The organism is Halobacterium wangiae (genome assembly GCF_021249345.1).
In the GTDB taxonomy this organism is placed as follows: Archaea; Halobacteriota; Halobacteria; order Halobacteriales; family Halobacteriaceae; genus Halobacterium; species Halobacterium wangiae.
Window position 1 is genome coordinate 1,302,246 of the sequence record NZ_CP089588.1, and the last position, 19,785, is coordinate 1,322,030.

At 70.9% G+C, this 19,785-nt stretch carries 19 protein-coding genes; 8 read left to right on the plus strand and 11 right to left on the minus strand.

Annotation, left to right across the window (positions count from 1 at the left end; translation table 11 throughout):
- Window positions 1–2 precede the first annotated feature (2 nt).
- The 5 genes from LT965_RS07135 to LT965_RS07155 form a co-directional block, all read right to left on the minus strand.
- Complete coding sequence (locus tag LT965_RS07135; protein WP_232703329.1) at window positions 3–245, minus strand: DUF2061 domain-containing protein; 243 nt, start codon at window positions 243–245, stop codon at window positions 3–5.
- 60 nt (window positions 246–305) lie between these two features.
- Complete coding sequence (gene ligA, locus LT965_RS07140; protein WP_232703330.1) at window positions 306–2,438, minus strand: NAD-dependent DNA ligase LigA; 2,133 nt, start codon at window positions 2,436–2,438, stop codon at window positions 306–308.
- A 41-nt stretch (window positions 2,439–2,479) separates the two neighbouring features.
- The gene (locus LT965_RS07145) at window positions 2,480–3,310 is read right to left on the minus strand and encodes an ABC transporter permease subunit (protein ID WP_232703331.1); all 831 of its coding nucleotides are present in this window, start codon (window positions 3,308–3,310) and stop codon (window positions 2,480–2,482) included.
- The gene (locus LT965_RS07150) at window positions 3,307–4,218 is read right to left on the minus strand and encodes an ABC transporter ATP-binding protein (protein WP_232703332.1); all 912 of its coding nucleotides are present in this window, start codon (window positions 4,216–4,218) and stop codon (window positions 3,307–3,309) included. The genes LT965_RS07145 and LT965_RS07150 overlap by 4 nt, the downstream gene beginning before the upstream one ends.
- Before the next feature lie 162 nt (window positions 4,219–4,380).
- Window positions 4,381–5,325 (minus strand): DUF7351 domain-containing protein, encoded by a 945-nt coding sequence (locus tag LT965_RS07155; protein WP_232703333.1) that lies wholly within the window; start codon window positions 5,323–5,325, stop codon window positions 4,381–4,383.
- A gap of 114 nt (window positions 5,326–5,439) precedes the next feature.
- Between LT965_RS07155 and LT965_RS07160 the strand changes: the two genes are divergently transcribed.
- Window positions 5,440–6,612 carry a pyridoxal-phosphate-dependent aminotransferase family protein gene (locus LT965_RS07160; RefSeq protein ID WP_232703334.1) on the plus strand — a complete coding sequence of 391 codons (1,173 nt, stop codon included), beginning with the start codon at window positions 5,440–5,442 and terminating at the stop codon, window positions 6,610–6,612.
- 3 nt (window positions 6,613–6,615) lie between these two features.
- Here the strand turns inward: LT965_RS07160 and LT965_RS07165 are convergent, their stop codons facing one another.
- Together LT965_RS07165 and LT965_RS07170 are read right to left on the minus strand one after the other, a co-directional pair.
- Complete coding sequence (locus tag LT965_RS07165; RefSeq protein ID WP_232703335.1) at window positions 6,616–7,782, minus strand: MFS transporter; 1,167 nt, start codon at window positions 7,780–7,782, stop codon at window positions 6,616–6,618.
- A 53-nt stretch (window positions 7,783–7,835) separates the two neighbouring features.
- On the minus strand, window positions 7,836–9,113 hold the full coding sequence (locus LT965_RS07170; RefSeq protein ID WP_432419323.1) for a cytochrome P450: 1,278 nt from the start codon (window positions 9,111–9,113) through the stop codon (window positions 7,836–7,838).
- 156 nt (window positions 9,114–9,269) lie between these two features.
- Here LT965_RS07170 and LT965_RS07175 point away from each other — a divergent pair, with 156 nt between their 5' ends.
- The 3 genes from LT965_RS07175 to LT965_RS07185 all read left to right on the plus strand — a co-directional run bounded on the left by LT965_RS07175 (window position 9,270) and on the right by LT965_RS07185 (window position 13,104).
- The gene (locus tag LT965_RS07175) at window positions 9,270–10,553 is read left to right on the plus strand and encodes an O-acetylhomoserine aminocarboxypropyltransferase/cysteine synthase family protein (protein ID WP_232703337.1); all 1,284 of its coding nucleotides are present in this window, start codon (window positions 9,270–9,272) and stop codon (window positions 10,551–10,553) included.
- On the plus strand, window positions 10,553–11,734 hold the full coding sequence (gene metX, locus LT965_RS07180; RefSeq protein WP_232703338.1) for a homoserine O-acetyltransferase MetX: 1,182 nt from the start codon (window positions 10,553–10,555) through the stop codon (window positions 11,732–11,734). The genes LT965_RS07175 and metX overlap by 1 nt, the downstream gene beginning before the upstream one ends.
- An 80-nt stretch (window positions 11,735–11,814) precedes the next feature.
- Window positions 11,815–13,104 carry an O-acetylhomoserine aminocarboxypropyltransferase/cysteine synthase family protein gene (locus LT965_RS07185; RefSeq protein ID WP_232703339.1) on the plus strand — a complete coding sequence of 430 codons (1,290 nt, stop codon included), beginning with the start codon at window positions 11,815–11,817 and terminating at the stop codon, window positions 13,102–13,104.
- Here LT965_RS07185 and LT965_RS07190 read toward each other — a convergent pair whose 3' ends face one another.
- Window positions 13,105–13,659 carry a DUF7344 domain-containing protein gene (locus LT965_RS07190; protein WP_232703340.1) on the minus strand — a complete coding sequence of 185 codons (555 nt, stop codon included), beginning with the start codon at window positions 13,657–13,659 and terminating at the stop codon, window positions 13,105–13,107.
- A gap of 325 nt (window positions 13,660–13,984) precedes the next feature.
- Between LT965_RS07190 and LT965_RS07195 the strand changes: the two genes are divergently transcribed.
- Window positions 13,985–14,701, plus strand: coding sequence for a hypothetical protein (locus tag LT965_RS07195; RefSeq protein WP_232703341.1), 717 nt, complete (start codon window positions 13,985–13,987; stop codon window positions 14,699–14,701).
- A gap of 41 nt (window positions 14,702–14,742) precedes the next feature.
- Here the strand turns inward: LT965_RS07195 and serB are convergent, their stop codons facing one another.
- Both serB and LT965_RS07205 read right to left on the minus strand, forming a co-directional pair.
- A complete protein-coding gene (gene serB, locus LT965_RS07200; RefSeq protein WP_232703342.1) occupies window positions 14,743–15,381 on the minus strand; it encodes a phosphoserine phosphatase SerB in 639 nt (212 codons plus the stop codon).
- 57 nt (window positions 15,382–15,438) lie between these two features.
- Window positions 15,439–16,317, minus strand: a complete 879-nt coding sequence (locus tag LT965_RS07205) for an alpha/beta fold hydrolase (protein WP_232703343.1) — start codon at window positions 16,315–16,317, stop codon at window positions 15,439–15,441.
- A gap of 83 nt (window positions 16,318–16,400) precedes the next feature.
- On the opposite strand from LT965_RS07205, the gene LT965_RS07210 reads away from it, so the two are divergent.
- From LT965_RS07210 to LT965_RS07220, 3 genes are all read left to right on the plus strand, one after another.
- Window positions 16,401–17,042: a helix-turn-helix domain-containing protein gene (locus tag LT965_RS07210; protein WP_232703344.1), complete on the plus strand. Its 642-nt coding sequence runs from the start codon at window positions 16,401–16,403 to the stop codon at window positions 17,040–17,042.
- A gap of 157 nt (window positions 17,043–17,199) precedes the next feature.
- Window positions 17,200–18,783: a phosphoglycerate dehydrogenase gene (gene serA / locus LT965_RS07215; RefSeq protein ID WP_232703345.1), complete on the plus strand. Its 1,584-nt coding sequence runs from the start codon at window positions 17,200–17,202 to the stop codon at window positions 18,781–18,783.
- Window positions 18,784–18,820: 37 nt separating this feature from the next.
- Window positions 18,821–19,270, plus strand: a complete 450-nt coding sequence (locus LT965_RS07220; RefSeq protein ID WP_232703346.1) for an acyl-CoA thioesterase — start codon at window positions 18,821–18,823, stop codon at window positions 19,268–19,270.
- On the opposite strand, the gene LT965_RS07225 is transcribed toward LT965_RS07220, so the two are convergent.
- Complete coding sequence (locus LT965_RS07225; protein WP_232703347.1) at window positions 19,267–19,776, minus strand: GNAT family N-acetyltransferase; 510 nt, start codon at window positions 19,774–19,776, stop codon at window positions 19,267–19,269. The genes LT965_RS07220 and LT965_RS07225 overlap by 4 nt on opposite strands.
- Window positions 19,777–19,785: the final 9 nt, after the last annotated feature.

Below are 19,785 nucleotides of genomic sequence, written 5' to 3' on the forward strand. Positions count from 1 at the left end.
AGTCAGCGCTCCGGCGCCGTGACTCCCCACGAGATGCGGTTCCACAGTCGCTCGTAGCCGTAGTACGTCCCGGTCTTGATGACGTTCGCGGCGACGCCGATGTTCACCGCGTCGGTCGCGCTCCCGGTCACCGCCCAGGCGACCACGATCGTGACGAGGACCATCAGCGCGCGGTAGAGGAGTGTCTTCACTATCGCGCGGCGTCGCGCCTCGTGGGGCCGCCAGGAGATGTAGTCTCGGAGCATGGTCGCCGTTGCCCGACTCCTCGGACGGGAACGCAATAACAGGTTCGTCGCCGGTATCGGTTACTCGATGTCGACGCCGCGCTCGTCGAGCAGGTCGAAGAACGCCCCGGCGTCGAGTTCGGGCACGCCCTCGTCGGCGGCGTCGTCGCGCTTCGTCTGCCCCGGACTCTCCCCCACCACGAGGTAGTCGGTGTTCCCGGAGACCGAGGAGACGGCGTTCGCGCCGTGGCGCTGCACGAGGTCCTGGAGGTCGCCGCGGGTCCACCCCTCGACGCTCCCCGTGAACACGAACGTCAGCCCGTCGAGTTCGGTGGCCGCCTCGCGCTCGACCGGTTCGGGCTCCCCGAGGCGCGACTCGTCGCGGAGGCGCTCGACGACGCGGCGGTTGCGCTCGTTCTCGAAGAACTCCCGGAGGTGGCCGGCGACCACGCTGCCGACGCCCGCCACCGACTGGAAGTCCTCCTCCGTGGCGTCGAGCACGGCGTCCAGCGTCCCGAACTCCGCGGCGACGTCGCGGGCGACGGTCGGCCCGACCTCCCGGATGCCGACGGACGCGAGGAACTGCCCGAGTGGGGGGTGACGGGCGGCCTTCAGTTCCTCGCGGAGGTTCTGCGCGCTCGTCTCGCCCCACCCCTCGAGGGCGGCGATCTCCTCGACGCTGCGGTCGAAGAGCTCCGCTACGTCGTCCGCGACGAGTCCCTCCTCGACGAACTGTTCGGCGGCGCGCTCGCCCAGCCCCTCGACGTCCAGGACGTCGGCGAAGTAGCTGAGCCGCTGGACGAGCTGAGCCGGACACGCGAGCCCACCAGTACAGAACGCGATGGGTCCCTCGTACTCGACGGGGCTCCCGCAGCGCGGGCACGTCTCCGGGAGGTCGATGGTCTCCTCGCTGCGGGACTCGACCACCTCGGCGACGTACGGGATGACGTCGCCGGCGCGCTGGACGCGCACTGCGTCGCCGATGCCGACGCCCATCGCCTCGATCTCGTCGCGGTTGTGGAGGCTCGCACGGGAGACAGTCACGCCGCCGACCTCGACGGGTTCGAGGAGCGCGACCGGCGTGAGCCGCCCCGTCCGGCCGACCTGCACGACGACGTCCGCGACGGTCGTCACCTCCTCGCGCGCCGGGAACTTGTAGGCGAACGCCCACCGGTAGTGCCGGGCCGTAGTGCCGAGTTCGGCGCACTGCGCGCGGTCGTCGACCTTCACGACGACGCCGTCGATCTCGTAGTTCAGCGACTCCCGCTGGTCGCCCAGGCGGTTCCGGAACTCGATGGCAGCCTCCACGTCCGGCACTTGCTCGGAGCGGTCGTCGACTTTCAACCCCCACTCGGGGAGCGTGACGTGCTCCGCCCAGTGGGACTCGAAGCCGCCGTCGAGGCCGCCGCGCGAGGCGTCGGCCGTGGCGTCCGCTTCCGACTCGCCCGCGGCGAGAACGTCGTAGAAGAAGCAGTCCAGCGGCCGCTCGGCGGTCACCGTCGGGTCGAGCTGGCGGAGCGTCCCGGCGGCGGCGTTGCGCGGGTTCGCGAACGCGTCGTCGCCGCGCTCGACGCGCTCGGCGTTGTACGCCTGGAACGCGTCGCGGGGCATGTACACCTCGCCGCGCACCGCGAGGAACGACGGCGGGTCCCCGCGCAGTCGGAGGGGGACGCTGTCGATGGTGCGGACATTCGCCGTGACGTCCTCGCCCGTCTCGCCGTCGCCGCGGGTGGCGGCGCGCACGAGTCGACCGTCCTCGTAGACGACTTCGACGGAGAGGCCGTCGAACTTCGGTTCGCAGACGAACTCGACGGCCCCGACCTCGCGTTCGACACGGGCGGCGAACTCCCGGACGTCGTCGGCCTCGCCGCTGGAGTCCAGGGAGAGCATCGGCACGACGTGGTCGACGGTGCCGAGTTCGTCGAGCGGTTCGCCGCCGACGCGCTGCGTGGGGCTGTCCGGGGTCGCGAGTTCGAAGGCGTCCTCGAGGTCCTGGAGGCGCGAGAACAGCGCGTCGTACGTCCGGTCGCCGACGACGGGGTCGTTGCCGACGTAGTAGCGGTAGTCGTGGTAGTGGATGGCCTCCCGGAGCAGCTCGGCCTGCTCCGTGGCCTCGCTCTCGGAGAGCTGCTCGACGGGCGCGAACGACGTGGCCGGGTCGCGGACGTACGGGTTGTTCGCCGGTGCGTCCGCTCCGGCCTCGGCCTCTGGCATACGTCCCGGTAGACGGTGCGGGGTGGTAAGCGGTGTGGAAGCTACAGGTCTGCGCGCTCGAAGCGCCAGTAGCCCAGGACGAGCGGGACGACGGTCCACGCCACGACGACCACCACCAGGAACCGAGCGTCGAGGTAGAATGGAATCTCGCCGGCGACGCGGCCGACGACCGACGGAGCGACGTACGCGCCGTCGAGGACGGACCGCGTGAGCATGTTGTACGCGCCCGTCGGACTGAACGCGGTGACGCCGTAGAACCACGCGGGGACGGTCGCGCCGGGGAGCTCGCCGGTGACGGCGACGTGGGTGCCGAGCGGGACCATGTCCCAGAGGACGGTGAGGACGACGTAGACGCCGACGGCCGCGGTCATCGCGCGACCACGGGTGTCGAAGGCGGCCGAGAGACCGACCGCGATGCCGACGAACACGACGGCGAGCAGGCCGGTGAGCGCGGCGACGCCCGCGAACGCGCCGACCGGGAGCGTTCCGTAGGCGGCGAGCGCGACGACGCCGGCGAGAGAGAACCCCGCGACGGCCGCGACCAGGACGACGAAACTCCGTCCGACGAACTTCCCGAGGACGACGTCGCGACGGGACGGCGGGAAGCCGAGCAGGATCTTCAGGCTGCCCGACTCGCGCTCGCCGGCGACAGAGAGGTACGCCGCGACTAGCGCGGTGATCGGGACCAGGCTGCCCGCGAACTGCGCGGCCAGTTGCACGCCGGCGACGGCTCCCTCCTCGGGCACCGGCAGCACGAGCGGGAGGACGACGGTGAGCGACGTGAGGCCGGCGAAGAGAGCGATGGTCGCCCACAGCAACCGCGAGCGTGCGGCGTCGGCCACGTCCTTGCGCGCAACGACGAGCCACGTCATTGGAGGCCCTCCGTGTACGCGGCGAACATCTCTTCGAGCGACGACCCGTCCGTGTGGACATCCGTCACTCTCGCACCGGCCTCGCGGACGGCGTCGATGACGGCCACCTTCGCTTCGGGGTGCTCGCAGGTCGCGCGGACGGCCCTCTCGGAGACGTCGAGTGCGGTGACGCCGAGGACTGGACCGACGTCGAACCCGGCCGGGACGTCGGCCACCGAGAGCGTGATGACGCTCCCACCGCCGACGTCGTCGCGGAGGTTCTCCAGGCTCCCCTCGGCCACGAGACGGCCGTTGCGGAGGATGCCGACGCGGTCACAGACGGCCTCGACCTGCTCGAGGATGTGACTCGAGAAGAACACCGTCGCACCGCGGTCGTTCTCGGCGAGGATGACCTCCCGCATCTCGCGAGCGCCGTTCGGGTCGAGACCGCTCGTGGGTTCGTCGAGAATCACGAGGTCGGGTTGCCCGACGAGCGCCATGCCGAGCGCGAGGCGCTGGGTCATCCCCTTCGAGTAGCCGCCGACGGGACGGTCCAGCGCCGCGGGGTCGAGGCCGACGCGGTCGGCGAGGGCATCCGGGTCGTCGTCCGTGCTCTTCAGGTCGGCCGCGAACTCGAGGTGGGTGCGGCCGTCGAGGCGGTCGTAGAGGCCGTAGCCGTCGGGGAGGACGCCGACGCGTTCGTGTATCTCGCGCGTGTCCTCGCCGGCATCGAGGCCGAGGACCGAGGCCTGTCCGGCGGTCGGGCGCACGAAGTCCAGGAGGACGTCGATGGTCGTGGACTTGCCGGCGCCGTTCGGCCCGAGGAAGCCGTACACTTCGCCCGTCTCGACCGTGAGGTCGAGGTCGTCCACCGCGCGGACGCCGGGGCCGTACTCCTTGGTCAGGCCGGTCGTTTCGATTGCTGGCATCGCCGTCCACGGACAGCGCCGGATGGATACGTCTTTCGAACTGTCGACGTACTTACTACAACTCAACTCAAACGGAGTTGAGCCAGTTACGCCGTGGCGTGTCGGTTCTCGAGCAGGATACTCGCGGACGGCATCGACGAGTCGCGCTCGCTCAAACGCGTTTTAGTCACGAATCTGCTTGTTCTCGTCGACCGCCTCCGAATCGTCGCTTCCACCCCGGGTCGAGACGGTGCGCGCGCGCTCCACGGCGAACGTCTCGTCGAGGGTGAGCTGGAGTTCGTCGTCGCCGAAGGAGACGACCAGGCTGGCAGCGAACGGCGATTCGCTGGTCACCGTCGACGACCACCGGTCGGAGAGCAGGTCGGCGACGATCTGCCACACCGGTCGCTCGGCGAGGTTCACGCCGTGCTCCCAGTAGAACGCGACGACCGCGGGGTGTTCGAGGACGGCGAACGCGATCGGTCCGAACACCGTCTGTCCGCACTGCCGGCACGTGCAGGCGATCACGTGCTGGCCCGTCCCCCCGGTACGCAACTCCGCGTCGGTGACCCCCGCGCACGTCGGACACGTCCCCTGGACGGCGAGCGAGAAGTCGTGGCGGGCGCGCAGCGACCCGCTCTCCAGGGCGTCACGGGGGCTCCGGTCGACGGCCGCACTCGGGGGGAGCGTCTGCGAGAACACCCGCGTCCCGCAGTCCGCACACGTCACCGCGAGCTGGTCGGTGTCGTAGGACGCCACGAGCGTGGACGCGTCGCAGGCCGGGCACCGGCCCTCGACAGTCAGCGGCTCGAAGGACGGGTCCTCGTTGTACGTCCCCGCGAGCACCGCCCGCACCACGCGCTCTCCCGCGGCCGTGAACCGGTAACCGTCCTCGGTCTCCCTGAGGAACGAGCCAACGAGGCGGTCGAGGTGGTAGGCGAACTGGGAGGTCGCCTCCAGGTCGACGCGGTCGAACAGCTCGGAGAACGACAGGCCGTACGGCTCGCTGGCGTCGGCGACGTCACGCTCGGCCGCCGCGACGGCCCGCAGGATGGCGATGCGGTGTTCGTTCCCGAGGATTGCGAACGCCTCCGCGGGGGTCAGTGTCGTCTCGTCGTCCCCTGGCATCGGTCTCGACCCGAGGAACGGGACGGGGGGATTTCGGCCTTCCGCCGCCACGTCGACTCGGCAGACGTTGCACGCATCCCGCTACCTTATCCGCGTTCGCGTCGACCCTTCTGTATGCGCGAGGACTTTCTCCTCTTGAACCCCGGCCCCGTCCCCGTGACGCGGGCGGTCCGAGACGCGATGGCCGAACCGATGGTGTCCCACCGCTCGAAGGCCTTCGAGGCGGTCTACGAGCGAGCACAGGACCACCTCGACTACGTATTCGAGCACTCGACGCCGAGCGGGGCCTCGACGTCCGCGGGCGGCACCTCCCTCATCCTCAACGGGACGGCGACGATGGGGATGGAGGCAGCCGTGGCGAACCTCGCGGACCGCGACAGCGAGGTCGTGTCCGTCGTCAACGGGAAGTTCGGCCGCCGGTTCGCCCGCATCGCGGACCGCCACGCCGACGTCACCCGCGTCGAGTTCGATTGGGGCGAACCCGTCCCCGTCGACGCCGTCGCCGAGGCCGTCGACGGGGACACGGACGTCGTCACGATGGTCCACAACGAGACGAGCACGGGCATCCTCAACCCCGTCGAGGCGGTCGGCGAACTCGCCGAGGAACACGACGCACGCTACGTCGTGGACGGCGTGACGAGCATCGGCGGCGACGAGTTCCGCATCGACGACTGGCACGTCGACGTCGCAGTGACGGACGGCCAGAAGGCGCTCGCCGCACCGCCGGGGATCAGCGCGCTGTACGTCACCGAGGAGGCGGAGGCCCACCTCGACGGCGAGCACGCGCCGTTCTACGAGGACCTCGACTGGCACCTCCGGAAGGCCGACTCCCACCAGACGCCGTTCACGAGCGCCGTGCCGTTGTTCCGCGGGCTCGCCGAAGCCGTCTCGGACATCCGCGAGGAGGGGATGCCCGACCGAATCGAGCGCCACCGCCGTCAGGCCGGGGCGTTCCGCGACGCGTTCCACGCCATGGGCCTGGAGTCGTTCCCCAGGCTGAACGACGACGCCGAGTACTCAAACACGGTCACCGCGATCCGCCTCCCCGAGGGCGCCCGCGGCGACGACGCGCCCGCGTTCTTCGACGCCGTGGAGGCCCGGGGCGTCTCCATCAGCGGCGGGCAGGGCCACCTCGGCGGCGACATCTTCCGCGTCTCGAACATGGGGAACCTGACGAGCGAACAGCTAATCCGCGGCGTGCGCACCGTCGGCGAGGCGTTTGGCGAGGTCGGCGTCGACGTGGACACGGAGGCGGCTCTCGACGCCGCACGCGAACGACTGCGGTAGGTCTCAGGCCGGCGCCTTCTTCGGAGTGAGTTTCACGAGCGCAGGGAGCGCGAGCGCAGCCAGCACCAGCTCCGCGCCACCCGCGAGCAGGAACGCGTCGGCGAACCCCCACTGCTCGGCGACCCAGCCACCGCCGACGATGCCCGCGAGGAAGCCCAGCGAGCCCGCGGCGTTGAAGCCGGCCATGCTGACGCCGCGTTCGTCGTCGTCCGCCACGTCGGTGACGAGTGCCATCGTCGCGGGCGCCATCAGCGCGCCGAGCACGCCGACGACGACCATCCCGCCCTGCGCGAGCAGGAGCGTGGGCGCGAGGCCGACGCCGACGACGGCGAGGCCGTACGTCGCGGACCCGGCGGCGATGGGGAGCGTGCGGCCGATCCGGTCCGAGAGCCGCCCGAACGGGTACTGGAGGAGCGCGAACGGCGCGAAGAACAGTGCGAGCGTGAGCCCCGTCTCGCCGGCACCAAGGCCGAACTCCTGGCGGAAGTACAGCGTCCCGACGAGCGCGAAGAAGCCGGCGGTGAACCGGTCGATGAAGCCGAACGCGAACGGTACGCCGAGCGCGGGGCGGTCGGCGAGCACGCGGAATCCCTCGCGGAGCGACTCGCCGTGACCCGAGGGCGCGCGGTCGGGGACGCGGAGCGCGAACAGCCCCACGCCCGTGAGGACGACGCTCCCGGCGACGAGCGGCGCGCGAACCGCGAACTCGGTGAGTTGGCCGCCGACGGGGGCGCCGAGCGCGGTGCCGAGGCCGATGGCGATGCCGGCGGCGCCCATGTCCTTGCCGTGCTCGTCGGAGAGGTCCATCAGCATCGTCATTGCCAGGGAGAACGCGCCGATGGTGGCCGCGCCCTGGACCGCCCGGAGTGCGAGCGCGCCCGCGAGGCCGACGTCGAGGGCGGCGAGGGCGGCGTAGCCGAGGCCCCCGCCGACGGCGCCCGCGGCGATGAACGGGACGCGCCTGCCGGTACGGTCGCTGAGGGCGCCCCAGACGCCCGCGAACGCGACGAACGCGGCGAACTCCGCGGCGAGGAACCACCGGCTGGCGGTCTCGGGGTCGTCCGCGCGGAACGCCGCGACGAGGTCCGCGGCGCCGGGGTAGAGGAGCACCTGGGCGAACAGCACCGCGAAGACGACGCCCGCGAGCGAGGCACGCTCCCGCCAGACCATGCCCGGCGGTTGGCAGCGGTCCGATATGAACGCGGCGGGATTCACCGGGTCGGTCAGTCCCGGCGCTCGACGGTCATCGCCACGCCGTCCACGGGCCGTAGCGTGATGGACGGCCGGAAGGAGAGGTCGTCTTCGGGCCGCAGCCGCCACTCGCGGGCGATGGTGGCGAGCGCCAACCGCGCCTCCATCAGCGCGAAGCGCTCGCCGACGCAGCACCGCGGCCCGCCGCCGAACGGGAAGTACGCGAACGCGGGGTTCGCGGCCCGCAGGCCGCCGTCCCATCGCTCTGGCCGGAACGCGAGCGGGTCGTCGTAGAAGCGGTCGTCGCGGTGGAGCGTCCACTGGTGGACGGCCACCGTCGTCCCCTCGGGCACCTGGTAGCCGGCGAGTTCGTCGGGTTCGGCGGCCTCGCGCACGAGCTCCCAGACCGGCGGGTACAGCCGCATCCCCTCGGTGACGGTGCGCTCGGTGACTTCGAGGTCGGGGAGGTCGGCGAGCGTCGGTGGGCCGTCGAGGGCGTCTACTTCGTCGTGGAGCGCGGCCTCGGCGGGGGGTGTCTCGCCGAGCGCGTGTAGCGTGTACGTGAGCGCGAGCGCGGTCGTCTCGTGGCCGGCGAGCAGGAGCGTGACGACCTCGTCGCGTACCTGCCGGCGGGAGAGCGGGCGGCCCTCGTGGTCGGTGGTGTCGAGGAGGCGGCCGACGACGGAACCGTCACCGGGGTCGGACGTTGCGACGATGGCGTCGGCGACGTCGTCGAGGGTGTCGACCGCGCGCGAGAACTCGCGGTTTCCCGGGGTCGGCAGCCACAGCGGCATGTCGAACGGCCGCCGCATCCCGGTTGCGACCCGGTCCATCACCGTCTCGAGGGCGTTGCCGACGTCGGCCCGCCACTCCCGGATGTCGACGTCGAACAGCACCTGGGCGACGATCTCGACGGTGAGCGCCATCATGTCGGCGTGGATGTCCCGTGTCTCCCCGTGCGTCCAGTCCGCTAGCGTGCGCTCGGTGTACGCGACCATCGTATCCGCGGCGTCCGCGAGCACCGCGGGGTGGAACGCGGGTTCGATGGTGTGGCGCTGGCTCCGCCAGAACTCCCCCTCGCTCGTGAGCAGCCCGTTGCCGAGCGTGGGGCGCAGCGACCGCTGGAACAGTTCGCCCTTGACGTACCGCTCGTTGTGGCTGGCGAGGACGTGCTCGACGAGCGCCGGGTCGTTCGCGACGTACAGCTCCGCTTGCCCGACGTCGACCGTGGCGAGGGGGCCGTACTCGTCGGCGACGTCGGTCAGGAACCCGAGGGGGTCCCGGCCGAACGCCAGCCCGTTGCCGAGCATGGGGACCCCGTCGGGCCCTGGCGGCCGCCGGATGGACGCGGTGTCTCCCATCGACCAGGAGTACGGGTCGCCCGTCCTTAGTCGTAGCCGCGGCCGCCGGGCAAACGTTGCCGTAACTGACGTGCATATTTTAGTGTAGTTCTATTACCTCTGTACATGAACGACGCGAGCCACGGGCCGCGCACCCGGAGCGTCCACGCAGGGTACGACCCGGACGCGACGGGCGCCCAGGCGCCGCCCATCCACCAGACGACCTCCTACGTCTTCCCCAGCGCCGACGAGGCGGCCGCTCGCTACGCGCTCGACTCCGAATCCGACGTCTACTCTCGCATCTCCAACCCCACCGTCTCCGTCCTCGAAGACCGCCTCGCGAGCCTCGAGGGCGGCGTCGACGCCGTTGCCACGAACGCCGGCATGGGCGCCATCGACGCCATCACCACCACGCTCGCGGAGAGCGGCCGAAATATCGTCGCCGGCGCGGAGATGTACGGCGGCACCGCGTCGTACTTCTCGCACATCGCCGGCAAGCGGGGCGTCGGCATCCGCACGGTGGACGCACTCGACCCCGACGCTGTCGCGGACGCCGTCGACGACGACACCGCGTTCGTCCACGTCGAGACGGTCGCCAACCCCTCGCTCGTCACGCCGGACTTCGAGGAACTCGCGGCCGTCGCCCACGAGCGCGCCGTCCCGCTGGTCGTGGACAACACGTTCGCGACCCCCCACCTCTGTCGCCCCATCGAACACGGCGCGGACGTCGTCTGGGAGTCCACGACGAAGTGGATCCACGGCGCCGGCACCACCCTGGGGGGTGTGGTCGTCGACGGCGGGACGTTCCCGTGGGACCACCCGGACGCCGACTTCCCCGAACTCTCCGGCGAGAACCCCGCCTACGGCTTCGACTTCACGGAGCGGTTCGGCGAGCGCGCGTTCGCGGCCGCCGTCCGCCAGCGCGCCGTCCGCTCGTGTGGCACCGGCCAGACCGCCTTCGACGCGTGGCAGACCCTCCAGGGGGTCGAGTCGCTCCCGCTCCGGGTGGAGAAGCACTGTCGGAACGCCCGCACGCTCGCCGAGGCGCTCCGCGACCAACCCGACGTCGCGTGGGTCTCCTACCCCGGTCTGGCGGACCACCCGACCCACGACGCCGCCAGCCAGTATCTGGACGGTGGGTTCGGCGGGATGCTCACGTTCGGGCCCGAGGGCGGCTACGAGGCCGCCAAGGCCGTCTGCGAGGGCGTCGAACTCGCCTCCTTCCTCGCGAACGTCGGGGACGCGAAGACGCTCGTCGTCCACCCCGCGAGCACCACGCACGCACAGCTAGACCCCGACGAACAGCGCGAGGCGGGCGTCGCTCCCGACATGGTGCGCGTCTCCGTCGGCATCGAAGACGTCGACGACGTCGTCGCGGACTTCGAGCAGGCCCTGCGGGGTGCGCACTGATGCCGTCGACGAGCATCGGGCGCTTCGAGTTCGACTGCGGGCAGGCCGTCGAGGACCTCACCGTCGCCTACGAGACGTACGGCGAGTTCACCGGCGAGAACGCGGTGCTCGTCTGTCACGCGCTCACCGGCAGCCAGCACGTCCGTGGCGGCGAGGGCGGGCAGGGCCGGGGCTGGTGGCACGACGTCGTCGGCCCCGGGAAGGCCATCGACACGAACCACTACTTCGTCGTCTGCGCGAACGTCCCTGGGTCGTGTTACGGGACCGACGGCCCGTCCAGCGAGGGGCCGGACGGGGAACCGTGGGGCACCGACTTCCCGCCGGTCACCGTCGGCGACTGGACGCGCAGCCAGCGCCGCCTGCTCGACGAACTCGGCGTCGGACGCCTCCACGCCGTCCTCGGCGGGAGCGTCGGCGGGATGAACGCCCTCGACTGGGCGCGACGCTACCCCGACGACGTCCGTCGCGTCGCCGCCATCGCCGCCGCGCCGCGCCTCGACGCCCAGTGTCTGGGCCTGAACGCCGTCGCGCGCCGCGCCATCCGCGGCGACCCGAACTGGAACGGCGGCGACTACTACGACAGCGACCCGCCGGACGGCGGCCTCGCGATGGCCCGCCAGCTCGGCCACCTGATGTACCTCTCGAAGGACTCGATGGCCCAGAAGTTCGGCCGCCGGACCGCGGGCCGGGAGGCCGGCAGCGACCCGTTCCCCACGGACGAGGCGGCCGAGTTCTTCCCCTACCGCGACGTCGAGTCCTACCTCGACTACCAGGCCGAGACGTTCACGGACCGCTTCGACGCCAACAGCTACCTCTACCTCACGCGGGCGATGGACGACTACGAACTCGCCGAGGGGTACGACTCCGACGCCAGCGCCGTCGGCGCGTTCACCGGCGAGGCGCTCCTCATGTCGTTCACGGGCGACTGGCACTTCACCGTCGAACAGAGCGAGGGGCTCGCCGAGGCGTTCCGCGAGCGCGACGTCCCCGTCGCCCACCACGTCGTCGACTCCGACCACGGCCACGACGCGTTCCTCGTCGAACCCGAGTCCGTCGGCCCGCCGCTGAAGGACTTCCTCGCCGAGGGCGTCGCCGGCGCCTCGGTCACGGACACCGTCGAACACGACGAGGACGACCGCACGCGGTACGCGCCCGTCCACAACAGCCTGTTCTCGGGTTGAAATCGCGACTGTTGTAGCAGAGACCGGCAGGTACTGCAGGTGACTACCGGGCTTAACCCGCTGCCGCCCCTCTCGCGAGTATGGCAGACGACTACGGCTTCGACACGAACAGCGTCCACGCGGGCCAGGACGTCGACCCCACGACAGGGTCGCGGGCACCGCCGATCTACCAGACCACCTCCTACGTCTTCGAGGACAGCGAGGACGCCGCCGCGCAGTTCGGCCTCGAGAAGCCCGGCTACATCTACTCCCGGCTGATGAACCCGACCGTCGAGACGCTCCAGGAGCGCCTCGCGGCCCTCGAAGGCGGCGTCGGCGCCGTCGCCACCGCCTCGGGGATGGCGAGCCTCGACCTCGTCACCTTCCTGCTGGCGAGCGCGGGCGACAACGTCGTCGCGTCCAGCGACCTCTACGGCGGGACGTACACCTACCTCACGCACAGCGTCGAGCGCCGCGGCGTCACGACGGAGTTCGTCGACGTCCTCGACTACGACGCCTACGAGGACGCCATCGACGAGGACACGGCCTACGTGCTCGTCGAGACCATCGGCAACCCGAGTCTGAAGACGCCCGACCTCGAGCGCATCGCGGACATCGCCCACGACAACGGCGTCCCGCTGCTGGTCGACAACACGTTCGCGACGCCGTACCTCTGCAACCCCATCGAACACGGCGCCGACATCGTCTGGCACTCGACCACGAAGTGGATCCACGGCGCCGGGACGACGGTCGGCGGCGCGCTCGTCGACGCGGGCACCTTCCCGTGGGCCGAGCACGCCGAGAAGTACCCCGAAATCGCCGCGGAGAACCCGGCGTACCACGGCGTCAACTTCGCCGAGGCGTTCGGCGAGGCGGCGTTCACGTACGCCGGCATCGCGCGCGGTCTGCGCGACCTCGGCAACCAGCAGTCGCCGTTCGACGCGTGGCAGACCCTCCAGAAACTCGAGTCGCTGCCCCTCCGGATGGAGAAGCACTGCGAGAACGCCCAGCAGATAGCGGAGTACCTCCAGGACCACGACGACGTGGCGTGGGTCACCTACCCCGGCCTCGAGGACCACCCGACCCACGACACCGCCACGGAGTACTTCGGCGGCGAGTACGGTGGCATGATCACGTTCGGCCTCGAGGGCGGCTACGAGGCCGCCCAGGCCACCACGGAGAACACGGAACTGGCGAGCCTGCTGGCGAACGTGGGGGACGCGAAGACGCTCATCATCCACCCCGCGAGCACCACGCACCAGCAGCTCACCGAGGAGGAACAGGAGAACGCGGGCGTCTCGGGCGACCTGGTGCGGCTCTCGGTCGGTATCGAGGACCCGGCGGACGTCGTCGCGGACCTCGAAGCCGCCATCGAGGCGGCCTCCCGGTAACTACTCCCGGAGGCGGTGGACGAGCGAACTCCGCTGTTCGTACGTCTGGTAGGCGGCGGACGCGACGACGACGCTGAAGACGACGACCGCCCACGTCCCCGCGCTCAGCGCGGCGACGACCGGCACCCCGATCTCCGCGGCGACGACGAGCAGCACGCCGAGCACGCCCAGCGCGCCGTAGAACTCGCTGTACGCCAGCCCGTACTTCGGCACCACCTCCATGTAGACGCCGAGCGTCGAGGCGTTCGTCGCGGGCGTCACCTCCTTCGTGTTCTCGTCGTAGTCGACGACGCCCAGCCCAGCGAGCTTCGGCAGGTGGGTCTGCTGGAGGGAGATGTAGACGCTCTGCCGGACGTCCCGGGGTGGCGGGTCGGCGTCGGCCTCCCTGGCGGCGATGGCCTCCGAGAGCTCCCGCGTCGTCACTGGCTCGCCGGCGTCTCCGAGCAGTTCGAGGACCATCCGCCGCCGGTCGTTCCTGAGGACGTCGTGGATCTCCCCTTCGGCGAGCTCGCCTCCTGCTCCCCCCGTACCGTCGAAACCGCTGCTCGCTGTCAATCTACCCCGTTCTGTGTGCCATCTAGTCGATAAGTGTTTGGTTTGCCACGATACCGAGCGACCCGCACTGCCGAACCGCCGAGAACGCCGGTTAATCACCAATTAAGAAAGGGGGGTAGCGTGCAACTGGAGAACGCCCGGGTGCGGAACCACCAGTGTGCCCTGGCCAATTCACCCGGGGCTCCCGCGATCCACCCGTCGCGGGATTCGGAACGCAGTCTTCTCTTTGGCCGTCACGTCAACGAACAGTGACGTCCCTATTTCCACGTGCTCGCTGGTGAACGTATGTACAACGTTTAACTCGCGCGCTCAGAATCGTAGCCTGATGTCGGGCCAACACGAAGACGCTGACGTATCAACTGAACCGGAAACCGAATCGCCGGCCGTGGGGGAGCGGCCGCCGGCAGAGCCGTCGATCACGGACCTCGCCACCGACCCGGTGACGAAGGCGTACGTGAAGTTCCTCACGGCCACCTTCGCGCTGGTCGGGGCCGCCGCGGGTCTCGGTGCGCTGTTCGTCGGCTTCGTCGGGGGTGCACCGCTGACGCCAGAGACCGTCATGAGCCCCACCACGTTCGTCCAGAACTTCGACACGATGATGGGGCAGCTGTACGTCAACCGGCTCGCGTTCCAGGCGATGAACGCGGCACCGCTCGTCGCGGGCGTCCTGGGCGTCGCGGGCGGCTTCTACGTCGCGGGTAACCTCGACGGCTCCGACCGTCACACGTACGTCGCGAGCGCGCTCGGGGGCGGCGTCGGCGCGTTCGCGCTCGTCGTGGTCGTCGGCGTACTCGGCTCGTTCGCCATCTCCGCCGTGCCGATGCCCCAGCCCACCGAGACGGCCTCGGCGTTCGGCGGCCTCTCCTCGATGGAGACCTCGCAGCTCCAGAGCGCCTCCGGCGCCATCTCCGCGGTGTACATCGGCGGGACGAAGCTCGCCTTCGACAAGCTGGCGTTCAACGCCGCCGCGATCGGCGTCGGCGTCGGTCTCGTCAGCGCGGCGGCCGCCTACGTCAGTCGGGAGTACGCGCCGACGTACTGACGGCACTCCCGCGGGAGTCGACTAGCTCGCCGAGAACACGGTCAGCCCAGTAGTCCCCGCTCGCGGAACAGTTCCTCCAGTTCTCCCATCGATGAGACGGTGACGTCGCAGTGGTCGGCGACCCCCGACTTCGGCTGGAAGCCGACCGCGAAGCCGGCCTCGTCGAGCATCGGGACGTCGTTGGCGCCGTCGCCCACGGCGATCGCCTCGTCGGTCGTCTCCTCGAACTCCGCGCACGCCTTCCAGAGCGCGTCGTCCTTCGTCCCCTCGACGAGCGGCCCCTCCACGTCGCCCGTGAGGCCGTCGTCGTCCGTCGGCAGGCGGTTCGCGACCACGCTGTCGGCGTCGGCGCCCGCCGCGTCGAGGGCCGCCTCGACGCCCGGTGCGAAGCCGCCAGTAAGGACGACGACGGTGACGCCGGCGTCCCGGAGCGACCGGACCAGGTCCCCGGCGCCGTCCCGGAGGCGGACGTCGCCGTAGACGGCCGCGGCGTCGTCGTTCGAGAGGCCGGCGACGAGACTCGCGCGCTCCCGGAGGCTCTCCGGGTAGGAGAGTTCCCCGCGCATCGCGCGGTCCGTAATCTCGGCCACCTCGTCGCCGACGCCGTGGCGCGCGGCGAGTCGGTCGAGCATCTCGGAGTCGGCGAGCGTGCCGTCGAAGTCGAACGCGACCAGAGCCATCACGCCGTCGTTCGCGGTGGGGAGGGAAAAACGTCGCTGCCGTGGCAGAGATTGGGGCTACGCGTCGGGCGCGTACCTGGCGAGCACGTGCTCGCGGCTCTCCACGAGCGCGCCGAGGTGGTCCGCGTCGGCGAGGGCGGAGAACTCACAGTCCGGCAAGGCGTCGGCCACGCGGCGCGCACCGTCGACGGGGACGTTCGCGTCGTCCTCGCCGTGCCACCACCGCACCTCGCAGTCCACACACTCCAGCGAGAACGCCCAGTCGCGGGTGAACTGCCGGGACTCCCGGACGACGCCGGCGCGACTCGCCGCGAGCGCCTCGAGGAAGTCCCGCTTGACGAGTTCGTGGACCGCCGCCGGCAGGTCCTCGCCACCGTCGGTCGTGTACTGGGCGACGACGAACGACGGGGGGAGACGGCTGGCCGCCCACGCCTGCCCGCGGAGGAGGCCGCCGAGCAGTAGGGGCGCGCGCTCCGCGAGTGCCCCGAGCACGCGCTGTGGGGTCGGCGTCTCCTCGCGGAACGACGCGGGAACCCCACCGGAAACGACGTCAACGCCCCGGACGCGGTCGGTGTTCACCCCGGCCGCCGCGAGGGCGTGTGGGGCGCCCCCGGAGAACGCCACGAGGCCCGCGCTGTCGACGCCGGCGTCGTCGAGGACGGCCGCGAGCAGCGCCGGGGAATCGGTCTGGTCGGAGGCCGCTCGCGGCGGCGTCCGCCCGTACCCGGGGCGGTCGAAGGAGAGCACGCGGACGCCCCGCGTCCGTGCCTGGTCGTCGTACAGTTCGGCGAGCAGTCGCGACCCGGGCGTGCCGTGGAGGAACACCACCGGTTCGCCGTCCGGGTCGCCGAACTCCGCGTAGGCGACCGGGCTACCATCGACCTCGGCGGTGTGTCGGTCGCGGCGGTCGTCGGTCGTCGCTGACGTCGCGCTCACGCGTCGGGATTGCGGCCCACGACACGAGGACGTTTCGTCGGATACATCCGGTCTTTTATGGGGAACGCGGAGCCAGTGCCGGTGTGAAACGAGTCGCCTTCGCCGTCGAGTATCCGCCCGAGCTCACCCACCCGCTCCACGAGGCGGTCGTGGAGCGCGACGGCGTCTCCCGGGCGGCGGTCCTGACGTGGGGCCCCGTCGGGAGCGCGACGACGCTGACGTGGGTCGACGCGGACCGCGAGACCACCGCCGCGGTGCTCGACGCCGGGCCGGTCGTCGAGACCAGTCTCGTCGCGGGCGCCGAGGGGACGTACGCGTTCACACGCCAGACGGAGTACGCGTTCGCCGACGACCTGCTGGACCTCGTCTCGGTCGCCGACGTGGCCTTCCGCCCACCGCTCGTGTTCCGCGCAGACCGCAGCGCGCGCTTCGAGGCGGTGGGCGAGTCCGACGCGCTCGGGGCGTTCTACGCCGACCTCTCGTCGTTGCTCGACGTCTCCGTGGACTCGGTCCACGACTTCCGTCGCGGCGACACCCCGGCGTCGCTGACGACGCGCCAGCGCGCCGCCCTCGACGCGGCGGTCGACCTCGGCTACTACGAGGTGCCACGCGAGGCGTCCGTCGCCGACGTCGCCGTGGCTCTGGACTGCGCGACGAGCACGGCGGGCGAACTCCTCAGGAAGGCCGAAGCGCACGTGGTGAGGGACGCCACGAGCGGAGCGTAGCGCGGCAAAGGCCGCCGGAGACGGACGCGAGCGTGGACAGACGCCCCACGTCGCCGCCGAAACGATGCAAGATACTGCCCATCGAAGCCGTCCGAAACCATCGTCAATTCATGCACGTGCGGAAACCCTTATCCCCGAGGGCGCCGACCCACACTGCATGAAGGTACTCGTCACGGACCCCATCGCGGACGCCGGCCTCGACCGGCTCCGGGACGCCGGCCACGACGTACAGACGGCCTACGACGCCGAGGGCGACGCGCTGCTCGACGCCGTCGCCGACGCCAACGCACTCGTCGTGCGGTCCGGGACGCAGGTCACGGACGAACTGTTCGACGCCGCCCCCGACCTCGTCATCGTCGGGCGCGCCGGCATCGGCGTCGACAACATCGACATCGACGCCGCCACCGACCACGGCGTCATCGTCGCGAACGCGCCGGAGGGCAACGTCCGGGCGGCCGCCGAGCACACCGTCGCGATGGCGTTCGCCACCGCGCGATCGATCCCGCAGGCCCACGGCCGGCTCTCGGACGGCGAGTGGGCGAAAGGCGAGTTCCTCGGGACGGAACTCAACGGGAAGACGCTCGGCGTCGTCGGCCTCGGTCGCGTCGGCCAGGAGGTCGCCAAGCGCCTCGGCAGCCTCGGCATGGACCTCGTCGCCTACGACCCGTACATCGGCGAGGACCGCGCCGAACAGCTCGGCGCCGAACTACTCGACTTCGAGGACGTCGTCGAGCGCGCCGACTTCCTCACCGTCCACGTCCCGCTCACGGACGAGACGGAGGGGCTGATCGGCGAGGCGGAACTCGCGGAGATGGAGGGCGGCTACGTCGTGAACGTCGCCCGCGGCGGGGTCGTCGACGAGGACGCGCTCGCCGAGGCGGCCGACGACGGGGTCGTCGCCGGCGCCGCCCTCGACGTGTTCGCCGAGGAACCGCTCTCCGCCGAGTCGCCGCTGCTCGACGCCGAGAACGTCATCGTGACCCCGCACCTCGGCGCGTCCACGGCGGCCGCACAGGAGCACGTCGCGACGACCACCGCCGACCAGGTCGTCGCCGCGCTGAACGACGAACCCGTGCTGAACGCGCTGAACGCGCCGAGCGTCGAGGAGAGCGCGTTCGGCCGCATCGAGCCGTACATCGGCCTCGCGGAGACCGCCGGGAAGGTCGCCGCCCAACTGTTCGACGGCCGCATCGAGCGCGTCGGCGTGCGCTACGAGGGCGACATCGCCGAGGAAGACCTCGACCTCGTGACGGCGAGCGCCCAGAAGGGCGTCTTCGAACCCCTCGAGTGGCAGGTGAACGCGGTCAACGCGCCGCGGGTCGCCGAAGAGCGTGGCATCGAGGTGACCGAGACGAAGACCCGCCAGAGCGAGGACTTCCAGAGTCTCGTCTCCGTCACCGTCGGCAACAGCGACGACGACCTCACCGTCTCGGGGACGCTGTTTGCGGGCGACGACCCGCGCCTCGTGAAGATCGACGGCTACCGCGTCGACGCCATCCCGCACGGCCACATGCTCGCCGCACGCAACCGCGACGAACCCGGCGTCATCGGCTTCATCGGCACCGCGCTCGGCGAGGCCGGCGTCAACATCGCGGGGATGTTCAACGCCCGCGAGACCATCGGCGGCGAGGCACTCACCGTCTACAACCTCGACGAACCCGTACCAGGAGACGCCCTCGACGCGCTGCTCGCCGACGACCGCATCACGGACGTGCGGAGCATCGAACTGAACGGCGAGTAGGGCGAGCAGTTTTGCCGGCCGCGGTCGTTCGTTCACCGTGCCCAGCGTCACCGACACGTTCATCGAGAACCGCGTGCGCGTCCAGCCCGACGACACCAACAACTACGCCTCGGCGCACGGCGGCAACGTCGTCAAGTGGATGGACGAGGTGGGCGCGATGTCCGCGATGCGTCTCGCCGGCGAGACCTGCGTGACCGCGCGCATCAACAGCCTCGACTTCGAGCGCCCGATCCCGCGCGGCGACATCTGCGTCATCCACTCCTACGCCTACGCGACGGGGCGTAGCAGCGTCCGGGTCCGCCTGCGCGCGTTCCGCGAGGACCCGCGGTCGGGCGACTCCGAGCAGACGACGAGTTCCTACTTCGTCTTCGTCGCCGTCGACGAGGAGATGAAGCCGACGCCGGTGCCCGAACTCACCGTCGAGTCGGAGCGCGACCGGCGACTGGAGCAGGCGGCGCTCGCCGGGGAGACCGAGTCCCGCGACTAGTCCCCGTCGAGCAGGCCGTAGACGTGTGCGTCCACGTGGTCGCCGTCGACGTAGTAGTGGTCCCGGAGCGTCCCCTCGCGCTCGAAGCCGACCGCCTCCAGCACGCGCCGCGACGCCTCATTCGTCGCGAAGACGCGGGCCATCACGCGGTGGAGGCCGCGGTCGTCGAAGGCGTACCGGACGCCGAGTTCGGCGGCCTCCGTCGCGTACCCCTGGCCCTGTTCGTCTGGCGCGACCCAGTAGCCGAGTTCCGCGCGCCCCATCACGTCCTCGACGTCGAACAGCCAGAGGAAGCCCACCGGGTCGCCGTCCCGACAGACGAGGAAGTGCACCGCGCCCTCGTCGTCGAGGAAGGACGCGACGTCGCTCGGTCGCTGGGGCCGGTAGCGCGCGAAGCCGCGCCGGACCGCGGGGTCGTTCCAGTGGTCCTGGACGAACTCGTGGTCCTCGTCGGTGACGGGGTGCAGTGCGAGTCGGTCGCCGTGGAGGAACGCCGCACCGGGCATCGCCCGAAC